At 52.1% G+C, this 12,874-nt stretch carries 9 protein-coding genes; 5 read left to right on the top strand and 4 right to left on the bottom strand.

The genetic code is table 11. The features are described from left to right. The first annotated feature begins 118 nt into the window (after positions 1–118). From Q2J39_RS09255 to Q2J39_RS09245, 3 genes are all read left to right on the top strand, one after another. Positions 119–937, top strand: coding sequence for a DUF4422 domain-containing protein (locus Q2J39_RS09255; RefSeq protein ID WP_230268517.1), 819 nt, complete (start codon positions 119–121; stop codon positions 935–937). Positions 938–1,319: 382 nt separating this feature from the next. Next, entirely contained in the window at positions 1,320–3,152 is a 1,833-nt protein-coding gene (locus Q2J39_RS09250) for an LCP family protein (protein ID WP_288340282.1), read from the top strand. A 403-nt stretch (positions 3,153–3,555) separates the two neighbouring features. Further along, entirely contained in the window at positions 3,556–5,316 is a 1,761-nt protein-coding gene (locus tag Q2J39_RS09245) for a hypothetical protein (protein ID WP_288340280.1), read from the top strand. 177 nt (positions 5,317–5,493) lie between these two features. Here Q2J39_RS09245 and Q2J39_RS09240 read toward each other — a convergent pair whose 3' ends face one another. The 3 genes from Q2J39_RS09240 to Q2J39_RS09230 all read right to left on the bottom strand — a co-directional run bounded on the left by Q2J39_RS09240 (position 5,494) and on the right by Q2J39_RS09230 (position 7,931). Further along, positions 5,494–6,267, bottom strand: coding sequence for a hypothetical protein (locus Q2J39_RS09240; RefSeq protein WP_288340278.1), 774 nt, complete (start codon positions 6,265–6,267; stop codon positions 5,494–5,496). 264 nt (positions 6,268–6,531) lie between these two features. Further along, positions 6,532–6,918, bottom strand: coding sequence for a BlaI/MecI/CopY family transcriptional regulator (locus Q2J39_RS09235; RefSeq protein WP_230267319.1), 387 nt, complete (start codon positions 6,916–6,918; stop codon positions 6,532–6,534). 179 nt (positions 6,919–7,097) lie between these two features. After that, complete coding sequence (locus Q2J39_RS09230; protein WP_288340277.1) at positions 7,098–7,931, bottom strand: AIM24 family protein; 834 nt, start codon at positions 7,929–7,931, stop codon at positions 7,098–7,100. A 327-nt stretch (positions 7,932–8,258) separates the two neighbouring features. Here Q2J39_RS09230 and nrdG point away from each other — a divergent pair, with 327 nt between their 5' ends. Further along, on the top strand, positions 8,259–8,804 hold the full coding sequence (nrdG, locus tag Q2J39_RS09225) for an anaerobic ribonucleoside-triphosphate reductase activating protein (protein WP_288340276.1): 546 nt from the start codon (positions 8,259–8,261) through the stop codon (positions 8,802–8,804). Positions 8,805–8,965: 161 nt separating this feature from the next. Here the strand turns inward: nrdG and Q2J39_RS09220 are convergent, their stop codons facing one another. Continuing rightward, entirely contained in the window at positions 8,966–12,187 is a 3,222-nt protein-coding gene (locus Q2J39_RS09220; protein WP_288340275.1) for a heavy metal translocating P-type ATPase, read from the bottom strand. 98 nt (positions 12,188–12,285) lie between these two features. On the opposite strand from Q2J39_RS09220, the gene Q2J39_RS09215 reads away from it, so the two are divergent. Further along, on the top strand, positions 12,286–12,459 hold the full coding sequence (locus Q2J39_RS09215) for a hypothetical protein (RefSeq protein WP_289068943.1): 174 nt from the start codon (positions 12,286–12,288) through the stop codon (positions 12,457–12,459). The last annotated feature ends 415 nt before the right edge of the window (positions 12,460–12,874 follow it).

The following is a 12,874-nucleotide window of genomic DNA, read 5'->3' as shown; positions in this document are numbered from 1 at the left end:
CTAGAAAGGCAAGGCACTGCTCACTTGTGAAGCTTAAGTGAACAGCATTGCTTTTTTTCTAAAGCAAAAAACAAAAGCAGCTGCGAAACCAATACGAAACCAGTAAAAGGAGGCGTTCATGTCCACCCCTTCCCCTGAACTTTCCGCGAAGAAAGCTGACCACCCTAAAATTGTGGTTGCCGCCCATAAGCCGTATCCCATGCCGGACGATCCGCTGTATCTGCCTGTACAGGCGGGCGCAAAAGGCAAAGACTCCATCGGGTTTGCCCGCGACGATCAGGGCGACTCGATCTCGTCGGCCAATCCGTATTTAAGCGAGCTGACCGCCCTGTACTGGGCGTGGAAAAATCTGGACGAATCGTGCGATGCCTTTGGACTGGCCCATTATCGCCGCCACTTCAAAGGCGACGCGCCCATCCCGTCTTTAAAATGCAAGGTGCTTTCGCAAAAACAGGCCGTCGAACTTCTGCACGACTGCCCGGTCATTCTGCCCAAAAAGCGACGCTACTATATTGAAACGCTCGAATCGCATTACGCGCATACGCTCGATCCAGCGGATCTCGATCTGCTGGCGCAGGTGATCCGCGATCAGTATCCCGAATACGAACCGGCGCTGTATGCCCACTTGAAAAAACGCAGCGGTCACATGTTCAATATGTTTTTAATGGAGCGTTCCCTGGCCGACGCGTACTGCACGTTTCTTTTTGGGGTGCTTGAAGAAGTCATGCGGCGGGCGCATCTCGAAGAAAAAGACGCGTTTGCGGCCCGCATGCCCGGACGGATCAGCGAATTTCTGCTCGATGTCTGGATTGATACCAATGAAATCTGCTGCATCGAAATTCCGCTGACCAGCACCGAACCGGTCAACTGGTTCAAAAAAGGAAGCGCTTTTCTCAAAGCCAAGTTTTTCTCGAAAAAATATTCCTCTTCCTTTTAGCCGGACTGCCCATGGCTGGCGTACAGTCTTTACGGATCTTTGTCTGCTCAATACGAGCCAACCGAATTCACCCGCAGGCTGGTATGGCTTACGCGATCCGGTATTTTAAGCGGGGCCGCTCTGGCGAAACGTACAGAACTGTCGGTTTCATCCCCGACCGTTTTTGCTTAAAATGAAAAGCTATAAACTGCCGGCACGCCTTTGCGCGCGGCAGACGTCGCCCTTTGTCCCCTGACTTTTTGTTAAGATAAAGGACGTATACAGTTTTCCGTCTGCCCCGCGGCTTTTGCCGGCGGATTTTGCAGACCGAACATCGTATCTTCACTGGATTCGAACCCTTTGCTTCAGCTTTATCCATCCCCTTCAGAAAGGCAGGTATGTTATGCGACACGTTCACCCCAGAAAATCCAGCCATCCTTCCAGAGGATTCCAGGCGGCTTCGATTATTCTTTCGATTCTGCTGGCCGGATTTACGGCTTTTGCGGTTTATGAACTGATCACCCTGAATATCTTTCCTACCCAGATCACCTGGGGCCTGAGCGCCATTCTGGTCGTTCTGGCCATTCTCATCATTGCGATGCAAATCTGGCTGACCCGGAAAAAAGGCGCCCGCATTCCGGTAACGATTCTTACCGTCGTGATTATTGCGGCCATGGGCATGGGCGGCTTTTATGTTTCCAAAGCCACCAGCCTCTTTTCGACCGTGACCGATCTTTCCCCGGCTTCGCAGTACGTGGTGGAAATTATTGCCATGAAAGATTCGAGCTGCAATGATGTCGAAGATCTCAATGACAAGAAAATCGGCATTTTGCGTACCGTTGCCCGTACGTATACGGACGACATGGTCAACGTTCTCAACAGCAAGAACGTTCCGTTCAACGCCTCCGAATACGACGGCATCGTCGATATGGCCAACGCGCTTTACGATCACCAGATCGAAGCGATGATTCTTCCGTCCGCCTACCGCGGTCAGATTTCCGACTCGGATGACCGTTTCAAGAGCTTCTACGACGATACGAAAGTCGTCTTCTCCGCCGCTTTTGAAACGAACAGCACGACGACCACAAAAACCGTTGACGACATCAACTCGACGCCGTTTAACGTGCTGATTACCGGAACGGATTCCCGCAACGGCTTTGGCGAAGTCGGCCGAAGCGATGTGAACATGATCGCTTCCGTCAACCCGAAAACCCATGTGGTTCTTCTCACCAGCATTCCCCGCGACTACTACGTCGAAACCGCCTGCCCGGCTGAAAACGGCTGCGCAGCGGGCCAGATGGACAAGCTGACGCACACCGGTCTGCACGGTACCGAAACGACAAAAGCCACGATCGAGAAGCTGCTCGGCATCGAAATCAACTACACGATGCAGGTCAACTTCAGTTCGGTCATCAACCTCGTTGACGCCTTAGGCGGCATCGATATTAATGTGGCACCTGGCTATGCGGTTCCGTCGTTTTACACGGATTCCCGCTATGGCGTACAGGAAGGCATGAACCACCTCAACGGCGAACAGGCTCTGGCCTACGCCCGTGAACGCTACGCCTACAGCGAAGGCGACCGTCAGCGCGTGAAAAACCAGCAGCAGGTTCTCATGGCTGTCGCCAGAAAGGTGCTTTCCCCAAGCATCATTACCAGCTACCCGTCCTTAATGGACGCTTTGAGCGGCGCCTTCCAGACCGACCTTTCCGAAGAGGAAATCAAGGCCCTTCTCCAGAAACAGATTCAGGATAATCCGGACTGGACGTTCCTGACCTACTCGCTCGATGGAACAGGCGAAACAAACTTCTGTGCGGAACTTGGACAGAACGCCTACGTCATGGTTCCGGACTACGAAACCGTAGCGACCGCTAAGAAGCGTATTGACGGCGTTCTCGAAGGCAAGAGCCCGCAGGAAATCGACGATTCGACCGGAAGCGCCGATGACGTCGACAACCAGGCAGCCAACCGCCCGCAGGCCGATTCCGCCGCGTCCAGTACAGCAGACCAGCCGCAGAACGAACCGGATACGGATCCCGGCTATACCGACGCCATCCAGGAAGATCCTGGCTATGACGCGCCGATTGACAATACGCCGCAGGTAACGCCGCCGGTGCAGCAGCCTGTCAATCCGCTGCCCGATCCCGTACCGACTCCGCCCGCACCGGATCCAGTCGTTCCGGATCTGCCGCCAGCGGAAGAACCGCTCCCCGTACTTCCCGAACCGGAAGCCTGATTGAAAGAATTCAGCCTCTCTCCAATGCGGAAAGAGGCTTTTTTCATGGGCGATTCCGGATACGCTCTTTGAAGCGTTCTGTATCTTTTTAACCCGGCTTGCTTCATTTCTTTCATTTGTTTGCGTTTTCAATATGCGTTTGTTTTCGCCCGAATTGGCTAGTAGAATAGAGGGCGAATCAATCCGCGAAAATGGCTGTGCAATTGTTTTTGAACTGACAGCTTTCGCGGCATCCCGTATCCTGCTAGGCAGGAGATCTTTCGCCCCGCGCTTTTTTTTGAGAAGAGCCCGGGCTGAATTCTGACTCTGCTTTTTCATTTGCCCGCTTCCGCAGCGGCCGGCTGTCTGTTCAAGAGGCTGCCCTGTGCTGGTCCGGGTGTTTAAGAAAGGAAAAATTGCTGATATGAAATCTAATGTCCGCTCTCTGGCAGCTCTGCTGCTCTCCGCCTCTCTTTCTCTGGGAACCTTCCCTGTATTTGCTCAGGAGAATACCGCACCGGAAGAAGAAACTTCGACCGTAACGGATTCTTCCGCTGCAGATGCCGCAAACGAAGAGGCGCTGAAAGGGGAAAACGATCCGGGAACCAGCCCGTCCGGTACTCCGTCCAAGCCGATTCCCGTAGAAAAAAACCAGAACAATCAGACGGAGAAAAATCCGGCTGCGGATTCTTCCGATTCCAGCTCGGACTCTTCGGATTCTTCCGACTCTTCTTCGGAAGAAAAATCGGAGTTTGTAGAGTACACATCCTCCGCTTTTGACAAGGAAAAGAACACGCTGACCTGCACGTTTACCGTGAAAAAAGTTCCGACATCGCTGGCCTTCCAGCTGAACTGGGTTCAGACCGCCGGCGGCGATGCTGAAATTGATCCGGAACCCGCTTCCATTACGGTCGCAAACAAAGCGATCGAGATCGACGGACGCGATCAGACGACTTCGGACCTCGACGGAAAATACCTGTATTCCTTCTCCGCGGATCGGCTTAAGGATCTGCGCGACGGCGACGTTGTCGTCTTCACCTTCAACGCCTATTCCGGAAGCAAGGATGTAGAAATCCGTACCACTTCCCAGGTGTATGCCGGTAAAAACGCGACCGACGCTTCCCACGACGAAATGCAGGAACAGAGCTGCGATTTTGAACTAACCAGCGACTGGTCCTCCGTTTCCAGCAATTACTCCGCACAGGATGCGACCTGGACGCTCGATCTCAAAGCCAGCCAGAAGCCAAAATCGCTCAGCGTTCGCTTTGAATCCAGTCCGGAAGCTCTGCTGATCAAGGATCAGACTTCCGGCTCCAGCGAATCCGCCCGTCTGCCGGAAGTCACCGTTACCGTAGACGGAAAAGAAATTGACGGCGTAAAAACCGAACTTCAGACGAAAAGCAAAGCCGATTCCAGCACTTCGGATTCTTCGAATTCGTCCAGCTCCCAATCCAGCACCAAAACCGCTGCCAGCACAAACGGCGTTCTCGTAACGCTCCCGCAGAGTGCCGTAGATGCCATGACAGCAACCTCCAGCATCAAGTTTGTCCTGAAGCTGAACCGCAACGCTCCTGCCGGTGACAGCCGTATCCTGGCCGATGTCGACAACGGCATTCATACCATTCCTTACGAATCCAAGGATGCGTTCCGTTTTGTCTGCGACCCAGTGACCGGCTACGAATCCTACAACAAGAACGATCAGACGATGACCATCAATCTGACGCTCAAAAACAAACCGGAAAAAATGGTTCTGACCTTCACCCAGGAACAGGGTACGTATCTCACAGGCGTTAAAACCGTGAAAGTGGACGGAACCGAAGTAAAACCGGAAATTGCCGAATCTACCAACGATAAGAAACAGAAAGTCTATACCGTTACCTTCAACGCCGATCAGGTGAAGAACATGAAACCGGACACCAAGATCAGCGCGATCCTTTCCTTCAACCCGCCTGCTTCCGGCAGCGGAACCGAACAGATCATTCTCGGCTTTAACGACGGCATGATCGAACGCAACTGGAACACCGATCCGTTTAACGTAGAAAAAGCGGCACAGCCCAAATCGAGCGGTGCAGACACAGCTACCCAGACGAACCTGTACCCGATGATCGGTCTGTTCATCGGCGCTCTCGTTGCCCTTGGCGCATTCTTCATCATCACCCGCAAAAACAATAAAGGCGCGAAATAATCGACGCCCTGCCAAATAAACGCTCTGAATACGCGGGCCATCCTTGAACACTCCCTTGAACAGGCTGCTTCAAGAACACCCGCCGGACGGAATACAAAATATACAGCCCCGCTTTCTTTGCCAGAACGAACTGGAAAGAAAGCGGGGCTGTTCTGTTTCCAACGCTTGATCCGAGGATCAGGAAAGTGAGGACTGCTGCTTCGAACGCTTACGGTCGCCGGACACTCTGCGGCCATGCTCGCGGATTTCTTCCCAGTCTTCGAGCAGTTCATCCATCAAAAACGCGTACGCCTGCTCATCTTCCTCGCAGGCCAGGTGAGCCAGAGCGGAAAGCGCGGAATAGAGAATGTATTCTCTGGGATATTCCACGACGTAGGGATGCACCTGAACGATCTTCCGATCCAGATCGACCTGCATCGGCCATGGCTGATCGGCATGAATCTCCAGTACGGGAAAAGGTCCATCCAGTCCGGCGGCTGCCAGAAGATCCGCCGAATCGGCCCAGGCTTCTTTATAGGCGATCTGCAGGCGCGCATTAAGATCTTCGCGAATGAGCGTACGGATGTGGTCAAAAACGTCCAGGCTGGACGTATAGATGCGGTATACGCTTTCCTCAAGCTTGCAGAAATCTTTACCCGGTAAAATTTCTTCGTGACAGGGGAAACCGAAAATTGTGCGCACAGAGAACGGATACCCGTTTTCCTCACCCAGATCGATTGGACGGGAAAAGTCCCGGTTTCGAATCCGCGTCGCAATCTGACAGAGAAGATCCGCTTCTCGAGACTGCAGACTCGACAGAATTTCTTCTTCTTTCTCATATAGCGAAAGAGAAATATGCAGGGACAGATCCTCCCTGACGTACAGAACAGGGGCCGGAATAGCCTTCCATTCGATGGTGATCGGAAACGGTCTCTGTCCGAGCATCAAAAGCCGTTCTCGTCGTATTTTCATATCTTTCGTATTATTCTTTCCCATTTTACTAGGCCTCTTGGTATGAATACGATGATATATCCGATGAGTTCAGCCGTGCATTTTTGAGCGCTCATAGTACATTTTTTGACATTTTCCAGCCTTTTTTGGCAAAAATGTATAGAACTATTTTTTTATGAGCATTAAAAAAAGCATCCTGGTTATAAAATCCAGAATGCGGGCCTTTAGGCTTGTTTCTGCGGACAGGCGGTCAGCTTGCCCACGTATTTATTTTTTTCCTTTAGATCATTCGCCGCGGTCTTTCTCGCACCGAAGCAGTTTCTGCTTTTCCTGGATCAGCTTTTCCAGTTCATCAAGAATCGCTGAATCCTCGGTCTGACGAATGAAGTTCATCGCCAGCTCATAAGAGGCATTATCTGCCAGAGACTGGGCAATGTACTGACTTTGCGAAATAATCGGCTTAAACGTACGCGTCAGTGCATTTTTGTGATAGCTGAATCCAGCTACCTCAATAAATCCGAGCGTCTGTAATTTTTTGAGTACGATCTGGATCGTATTCCGGCTGAGTTCCGGGGAAGCCAGCAGAATTTCGTGTGCAGATATAGGCTGTTCGCTGTTCCAAAGAATATTCATTATTTGGGATTCGCGTTTGGTCAGTCCGTTTTGTTCCATAAATTCATCTCCCTATTGCGTAAAAATTCAATCCGGTTAAATCGCCGATTGAGTTTAACCACTTTTCCACCATCTTCATTTTAGTAAAACGAAATTTTTTGAACAACGATTATACAAAAGAACAGACAAAAATAATCAAGAATTTCCTACAAAATCCAAATCTGGCCTCATTTCGGCATTCAGCTGACCGTATTGGAAGAAGCGCTCTCGTTTTTGGATGCAGAATCTGCTAAAGCGTCTTCGGACAGCTCTTCCCGGATAAATGGCGCGAGAAGGACCTTGCCGGTTCCTCGGTACGTATTCACAAGGCCTTCCTTGCTGAGAAAGGACGCTGTGGCTGAAGAGCCCAGCGTTTCCACGGTCAGCGTCAGGCTGCCCGACCAGGCGATCGCGAAACTGCCGTCCACGCGCAGCACATCGTCGGTAATTTCCACAAGAATGAGCTGTTCTTCCACGCAGGGCGAAAGAATGGCCGCTGTGCCCTCTCCATCCAGACGCATGGAAAACAGGCCTTCCTTGGCAAATACGGCCGAAGACAGACTCGTCCGGCTGGTGACGCTCTGGCGTACGCCGCCGGAGCAGGCAAGAAAGCTGTTGGGCGAAATGACGATGCCGTCAGGCCACTCCGCCAGATCGATCAGCAAAATCTCATCGTCTACCGGCTCGCAGACGATCGTGCCTTCCCCGCGATAGCAGGGGGAGACGGCTTTCTGCCCCGTCATTTTGCCGGTAATCATTTTCCCAAACAGCGAAGTCACGTTGCGCACGCCGCTGTCCATTTCGCAATAACCGACCATCCACTGCATCATGCCTTCCGCAATGCGCACGTCATCGACATCGAGCGAACAGACGAGCTGGCGTTTATGCTTGCCCATTTTCGCCGCAAACCAGGCTTCCATAGCGTTTTCATACGGGATCGAATAATCCAGCTTGTGCTTGAGCACGCGAAACGGGCCGGACTGGTCTTCAACGCTCACGTTAGGGCTTGTGGTCAGATTGTATACGGCGTACATGGCTTTCTCCTTATGGCGATTCACAGACGGATCGCCGCTTTTTCTTCTTTTTCGTTCTCTCTTCTGATTTTACCGTCTGCTCCCGGCTTTTTCGATGAAAGGGTCTGGAATCGGCGGGATCCGCGACTTTGCGCGGGCGCAGATTTCTGCAGACTCCATCTGCGCTTGTCGGGTGTACGGTATTTTTGACAGAAAATTCTCTGCCCGTTAGTATTGGCTATGCACCCTCAACCCCTAGGCCGCCTGTCTGGTGACTCAGCCGCTGAAGATGCGAAAAAAAGATAACTGGATTTATATTCATATATAAAAATGTAAAGGAAAACTATCATGAATTACGGTGAAATTAAAAAATTTGATATTGCCAATGGTACCGGTGTCCGCGTTTCGCTTTTCGTCTCCGGATGCCTCAATCATTGCCCTGGCTGCTTCCAGCAGGAAACCTGGGATTTCGACTATGGAAAGCCATGGACATCCCAGACCGAAGACGAAATCTTAAAAGCGCTGGCTCCGAAGTACATCGACGGCCTGACCGTTCTTGGCGGCGATCCGTTTGAAATTTCCAATCAGGAAGCCGTATCCCATCTGGTTGCGCGCGTTCGTGAAGAACTCCCGGAAAAAACGATCTGGATGTACACCGGCTACATTCTCGACCGCGACCTGCTCGATGGCGGCCGTCGCCACACCCCATGGACCGACACCATTCTGAACAGCCTGAACGTCCTCGTCGACGGCCCGTTTGAGGAAGCCAAGAAAGATCTCTCACTTCTGTTCTGCGGCTCGTCCAACCAGCGTCTGATCGATGTTCCCGCGTCGCTCAAGGCGCAGGATATCGTCCTGTACGATCCGACCTTCTTCGGAAACGGACAGAACTAGCCAGGCCGTTCGCCTAAACGCGTACGATCATCCCATTTGAAAAACCGCTGCCTTTCAGCCGTAAAAAAAGGTGCCTTTCGGCACCCTTTTTTTGTACTTTTCTGAAACTTTACCAGTGTAATACAGTGAAAAAAACTTTGTTTTCGGCTTCAATCCTTGAATCAGTCATCGATTGCGGATACCGAATAGCCGGCTGCGGTTACGGCTTTTGCCAGTGCAGCTGCGCTGAGATCTTTTCCCGTTACAACTGCCTTGCCGCTGGCGAGATCCACTTTTACGGATTCAACGCCTTCTACGCCCTGCAGCGCTTTTTCAACGCGGGCAACGCAATGCTGGCAGGACATGCCGTCAATAGTCAGAGTCATCATCTCACCTCCTTCGCCTGTTTCGTTGCTGGATTTTTCCAGTTTTGCGATCTCTTCAAAAATATCGCCTTCTTCGGGCAGCGTATCTCCGCAAAGGGTAATCTGCTGCGCCGGGGCACTGTAAACCATCCAGGTCAGTTCTGGATAGTCTTTCTTTAAATCATCAAATAAAGCTGTAATTTCGCCTTCGTTTTGCGGATGGAAATCCTTGAGGAAGGCACTCATCTGCGGAATGGCTGTGCGGGTTTCATAGCCGGCGTCCTTTACCGCTTCTTCATAGGCCGAAAGTTCAATCGGACGATCGGCCAGAACGAGGGCTTCGCCCGGTTTCAGCGTGACTTCTGCAGCGCGTACGCCATCGATCTTCTGCAAAGCCTGCGTTACATGCTTCTGGCAATGCGCACACGTCATGCCGTCTACGTCAAAGCGAACGGTCTGTTCTGCCGCCGGTTCGGCATTGCGCGCTGCAGGCGCTGCCTGAGCCGCTTTTGCGGATTTCGCATCGCCCCATACGAGCGGGGTTCCCTTCAGGCCTTTATGCGCCGGTTCGGACGGTTGGGCTGTTTCTGCCCGTTTCTGTGCGGCGGAAGCGGCACTCACTTCGGATGCCAGTGCAGAGGCGGTCATCTCAGCGGACGGCACAGCGGGCAGTTTGGAAATCTGGATGGCTTCCTGCTGCTTTTCGGCTTCTGGGCTTTCCATCTGGGAAATCGCCTTGGCCGGCTTGAAGAAGCGCAGACGCAGGGCATTGAGGCAGACGGTAACCGACGAGAAGGACATCGCTGCAGCGCCGATCATCGGGTTGAGCAGCCAGCCGTTAATCGGGTAGAAGAGACCCATGGCAACCGGGATGCCCAGGATGTTGTAGAAGAACGCCCAGAACAGGTTTTCCTTAATATTGCGAATGGTGGCGCGGGACAGCTCAACGGCAGTAACGACATCGAGCAGATTGTTTTTCATCAAAACGATATCTGCGGATTCCATCGCGATATCGGTACCGGACTGAATCGCAAAGCCGACGTCAGCACGAGTCAGAGCCGGGGCATCGTTAATGCCGTCGCCGACCATGGCCACGATCTTGCCTTCGTCTTCCAGTTTGCGAATAACTGATTCTTTATCGGCCGGCAGAACATCCGAGATGACATTGCTGAGTTCGAGGCCCTGCGAAACCGCCTTGGCGGTCTGCGCGTTGTCCCCCGTCAGCATAATGACATCGATGCCTTCCTTGCGCAGCAGCGCGATGGCATCGCGCGAGGTCGGACGAATTTCATCGGCCGCGCCGATGATGCCGCAAAGTTCATGATCAAAGGCGAAGAAGAGCGGCGTTCCGCCTTTGCGCGCAATTTCTGAAGCAGCTTCGAGCGCTTTTTCATCGAGCGCTACATGTTCTTCGTTCATGAATGCCTGGTTGCCGGCCTGAACGAAAATGCCGTTCACCATAACTTCCAGACCGCGTCCGCCAAAGGCCTTGAAATCCGAGGCCGCATACAGACTGCGGTTTTCTTTTTTGGCTTCTTCCAGAACCGCTTTAGCCAGCGGATGTTCCGAACCGGATTCCGCCGAAGCAGCAATCGTCATAAACGCATCGGCATCGTATCGATCGCCAAACAGGGTGAGGGATACGACGGCCGGTTTGCCGCGGGTAATGGTTCCGGTCTTGTCGAGAACCACGGTATTGACTTTCGCCAGTTCTTCGAGCGCGCCGGCGGATTTGACGAGAATGCCGTACTGCGCGGCTTTGCCGGTCGCGACCATGATGGCCAGCGGCGTGGCCAGACCCAGCGCACACGGGCAGGAAATAACGAGTACGGAAATCGCGCAGTTCAGCGCAAAGCCAATGCTGTGGCCGGCGATCAGCCAGCCGATCAGGGTAACAAGAGAAATGCCGAGAACGACCGGAACGAACACGCCGGAAACCTTGTCGGCCAGACGCGCGATTGGTGCCTTGGAGTTGCCGGCTTCATCGACCAGCGAAATAATTTGAGAAAGCGTCGTATCGGAACCGACTTTCGTCGCCCGCATGACAAACGAACCGTTCAGGTTGGTCGAAGCGGACATGACCTCGTCGCCGATGGCTTTTTCGACCGGCATCGATTCGCCGGTAATGGCCGACTGGTCCAGCGTACCGGAACCTTCCACAACGGTACCGTCGACTGGAATCGAGGCACCCGGAACAATGCGGACCAGATCTCCGGCGCGGACGTCTTCCGCCGGGATTTCCACAAAGTCATCCCCGCGTTTTACAAATGCGGTTTTCGGCGCCAGACTGACCAGTTTGGCCAGCGCGTCGCCGGTTTTGGATTTGGAGCGCGCTTCGAGATACTTGCCCAGAGAAACCAGGGTAACGATCATCGCCGCACTTTCAAAGTACAGCGCGTTCATGCCGGAATGGATCAGTTCATGATCCATCGTTCCATAGCCGTACGCCATGGTGAGCAGGCCGTAAAAGCCGTAAATAAAGGATACAGAAGAGCCGACCGCAACGAGCGTATCCATATTCGGGCTGCCGTGAAGCAGAGTTTTAAATCCGTGCGTGAAGAAATCCCGCTGAATGAACAGGATTACCGTGGACAGGAACATCTGGATGCAGGCATCGGCCATCATCCATTCCATATCCATTAAAAAGGAGAACACTCCCAGCATTGGAAGCATGGAGAAGCAAAGCAGAATTGCCAGCAGAATAAGCGAAGAAATCAGCTTTTTCTTTTTGTCTTCCGTTTCCTTGCGAATGCGTTCGCTTCGATCTTCCCAGATCTGCGCGGCACTTTCCGGTTTGGAGGAACCCGTTTCCGCCTGCTGAAGCGTGGCGGAATAGCCGGCATCGGCTACCGCTTTTTCAATCTCGGCCGGATTGACGAGCTTTGGATCGTATTCCACCCGCATGTTCTGTGCGAGCAGAGACACGTCCGCGCTTTCGACGCCGTCCAGTTTGGAAACGGCCCGGGTAACGGCTGCCTGGCAGGAAGCACACGTCATGCCGGAAACGTCAAAGACTTGTTTTTCCATCTCTTTTTCCATAGGACCATCCTTTCTATACCGTGATTCTTTATGTTCCATACAGTCTGTACACCGGCGAAATCGACTTGCGGCTCCGCCTTTTTCGGATGGGAAATCCGATGGAAAACCGGACAGAAGCAAGGCGCCGCAAATCGGAGTCGATTCAGACTGCAGCCTTCAAAATCAAAAACATCGTAAAAGAAACTTCCATCGATATCCCGGATAATGCCTGTTCTCTGAGCGGTGCAGAAAACTGCAGCGAGTGCATAAAGATCAGCACTCACGTCCCCTGAGTGCTTGCAGAGCCATTGTAGCACGCTCTTTTCGATCGGTCTTCTCAGAAGTTTACTTAAACAAACTCGCAAAAAAACGCTCTTTTCTGGAAGCGCTTTTCCAAATGCTGATTTTCGTTTCCAAATCGTTATTTTTTTAGCGTCAGTATGAATTTTTTGGTATATTTTCCCGCGGGCTTAGACAAATGTAAGCGGATGTATTAATAGCAAAAACAGCGCAGGTCCAATGGATATACGGATTTTCCGTCATGATTGTATTTTTTAGCGAATAATTTCAAATTTTCATCGAATAGATATATTCCTTTAAAAAATTGCGTATTTTATACTTTTTGAGTTTGATGAGCATTTTTTTGCTAAAATAGCAATGCTGTTCACTTAAGCTTCACAAGTGAGCAGTGCCTTGCCTTTCTAGTTT

The sequence above is a fragment of the uncultured Allobaculum sp. genome (assembly GCF_948576815.1).
GTDB lineage: Bacteria > Bacillota_I > Bacilli_A > Erysipelotrichales > Erysipelotrichaceae > Allobaculum > Allobaculum fili.
This window is presented reverse-complemented; position numbering and strand designations above follow the sequence as displayed.

Coding starts and splice junctions, on each gene's coding strand:
- Q2J39_RS09250 (WP_288340282.1), top strand. CDS start 1,320: ATGCGACACGTTCACCCCAGAAAATCCAGCCATCCTTCCAGAGGATTC.
- Q2J39_RS09220 (WP_288340275.1), bottom strand. CDS start 12,187: ATGGAAAAAGAGATGGAAAAACAAGTCTTTGACGTTTCCGGCATGACG.
- Q2J39_RS09215 (WP_289068943.1), top strand. CDS start 12,286: ATGGAAAACCGGACAGAAGCAAGGCGCCGCAAATCGGAGTCGATTCAG.
- Q2J39_RS09235 (WP_230267319.1), bottom strand. CDS start 6,918: ATGGAACAAAACGGACTGACCAAACGCGAATCCCAAATAATGAATATT.
- Q2J39_RS09245 (WP_288340280.1), top strand. CDS start 3,556: ATGAAATCTAATGTCCGCTCTCTGGCAGCTCTGCTGCTCTCCGCCTCT.
- nrdG (WP_288340276.1), top strand. CDS start 8,259: ATGAATTACGGTGAAATTAAAAAATTTGATATTGCCAATGGTACCGGT.
- Q2J39_RS09240 (WP_288340278.1), bottom strand. CDS start 6,267: ATGAAAATACGACGAGAACGGCTTTTGATGCTCGGACAGAGACCGTTT.
- Q2J39_RS09255 (WP_230268517.1), top strand. CDS start 119: ATGTCCACCCCTTCCCCTGAACTTTCCGCGAAGAAAGCTGACCACCCT.
- Q2J39_RS09230 (WP_288340277.1), bottom strand. CDS start 7,931: ATGTACGCCGTATACAATCTGACCACAAGCCCTAACGTGAGCGTTGAA.